General features: G+C 63.5%; 1 protein-coding gene and 1 pseudogene. Both read right to left on the bottom strand.

Going from position 1 to position 2,089, the window contains the following annotated elements; genetic code table 11:
* A pseudogene (locus AC1D12_RS31745) lies at window positions 1–181 on the bottom strand (adenylate/guanylate cyclase domain-containing protein); the annotation flags it as partial.
* Window positions 182–279: 98 nt separating this feature from the next.
* Window positions 280–2,089, bottom strand: a 1,810-nt coding sequence (gene rpoD / locus AC1D12_RS31740) for an RNA polymerase sigma factor RpoD (RefSeq protein ID WP_477845152.1), incomplete at its 5' end; no start/stop codon positions are given.

Below are 2,089 nucleotides of genomic sequence, written 5' to 3'. Positions count from 1 at the left end.
CCATCAGGCCGTCGCCCAGCGTCTTGACGACCGTGCCCCGGCAGCTGGTCACCACATGGGCGAGCAGCGCGACGCTGTGCGTGACGACCGTCGTGGCCTCGGCATTGCCCAGCGTCTCGTAGAGCGCGGTGCTGCCGCGAAGATCGGCAAACAACACGGTGCGCTGCAGGATCTGGGTCATAAGCGTGAAGTTTATGGCAACTTGAYGGCTGYGGAAGGCGCAAAAAAGGCCCCGAAAGCAGTGCTTGCGGGGCCTTTGCAGCCGAGGCTGCGGATCGATCAGAGATTGTCCAGATAGGTGCGCAGCTTGTCGGACCGGCTCGGGTGCTTCAGCTTGCGGATCGCCTTCGCCTCGATCTGGCGGATGCGYTCGCGCGTCACGTCGAACTGCTTGCCCACTTCTTCSAGCGTGTGGTCGGTSCTCATCTCGATGCCGAAGCGCATGCGCAGCACCTTGGCCTCGCGCGGCGTCAGGCTGTCGAGGATGTCCTTCACCACATCGCGCAGGCCGGCCTGCATCGCCGCCTCGATCGGCGCGGTGTTGTTGGTGTCCTCGATGAAGTCGCCCAGGTGCGAATCGTCGTCGTCGCCGATGGGGGTTTCCATCGAGATCGGCTCCTTCGCGATCTTCATGATCTTGCGGATCTTGTCTTCCGGGATCTCCATCTTCTCGGCCAGCGTCGGGGCATCGGGCTCGAAGCCGAATTCCTGCAAGTGCTGGCGCGACAGCCGGTTCATCTTGTTGATCGTCTCGATCATGTGGACCGGGATGCGGATCGTGCGCGCCTGGTCGGCGATCGAGCGGGTGATGGCCTGGCGGATCCACCACGTCGCGTAGGTCGAGAACTTGTAGCCGCGGCGGTATTCGAACTTGTCGACCGCCTTCATCAGGCCGATGTTGCCCTCYTGAATCARGTCGAGGAACTGCAGGCCGCGGTTGGTGTACTTCTTCGCGATCGAGATCACGAGGCGCAGGTTGGCCTCGATCATTTCCTTCTTCGCGTCGCGCGAGGCCTTCTCGCCYTCGTTCATGCGCTTGTTGATCTGCTTCAGGTCCTCGAGCGGCACGACGGCGCGGCCCTGCTGGTCGGTCAGCTTCTTCTGCAGTTCCTGCACCGGCGGCAGGTTGCGCGCCAGCACTGCGCTGTACGGCTTGCCGGCAGCGGCTTCCTTCTCGGCCCACTTCAGGTTCAGGATGTTGGGCGGGAAATGCTTGATGAAGTATTCCTGCGGCATCCCGCACTTGTCGACCAGGATCTTGCGCAGCTCGCGTTCGTAGCGGCGCACGTCGTCGACCTGCGAACGCAGGATGCCGCACAGCTTCTCGATGGTCTTCACCGTGAAGCGGATCGTCATCAGCTCGGCGCTGATGGCGTGCTGGGCCTTGTCGTACGGCGCCGACTGGTAGCCGTCCTTCTCGAAGGCCTTGCGCATCTTGTCGAAGTTCTCGCGCAGGTTGGCGAACTTCGTCAGCGCCGCGCCCTTCAGCTCTTCGAGCTTCTTGGTCAGCGCCTTGCTGCCGCCGTTGCCGTCGTCGTCGTCTTCCTCGTCGAAGAAGTCGACGTCTTCCTCGGCCACGTAGTCGTCCGCCTCGTCTTCGGAGACGAATCCGTCGACCACCTCGGAGATCGTCATCTCGCCGGCGCCGATGCGGTCGGCATAGGACAGGATCTCGGCGATGGTGGTGGGCGATGCGCTGATCGCCAGCATCATCGCCTGCAGGCCGCCTTCGATGCGCTTGGCGATCTCGATCTCGCCCTCGCGCGTCAGCAGCTCGACCGTGCCCATCTCGCGCATGTACATGCGCACCGGATCGGTGGTACGGCCGAACTCGGAGTCGACGGTGGAGAGCGCCGCTTCGGCGGCTTCTTCCGCTTCTTCCTCGGTGGCGGTGGTGGTGCCGCCGCYGGCGATCAGCAGCGTGGCGGCGTCGGGCGCCTGCTCGTAGACCGCGATGCCCATGTCGTTGAGCATCGACACGATGGCTTCGAGGATGTCGGCGTCGACCAGCTTCTCGGGAAGGTGGTCGTTGATTTCCTGGTGGGTCAGGAAGCCGCGCGTCTTGCCCATCTTGATGAGCGTCTTCAGC

The organism is Rhizobacter sp. P1_G5, from assembly GCF_056405435.1.
The sequence above is the reverse complement of the archived record's forward strand: the minus strand, read 5'-3'. Positions and strand labels throughout refer to the sequence as shown.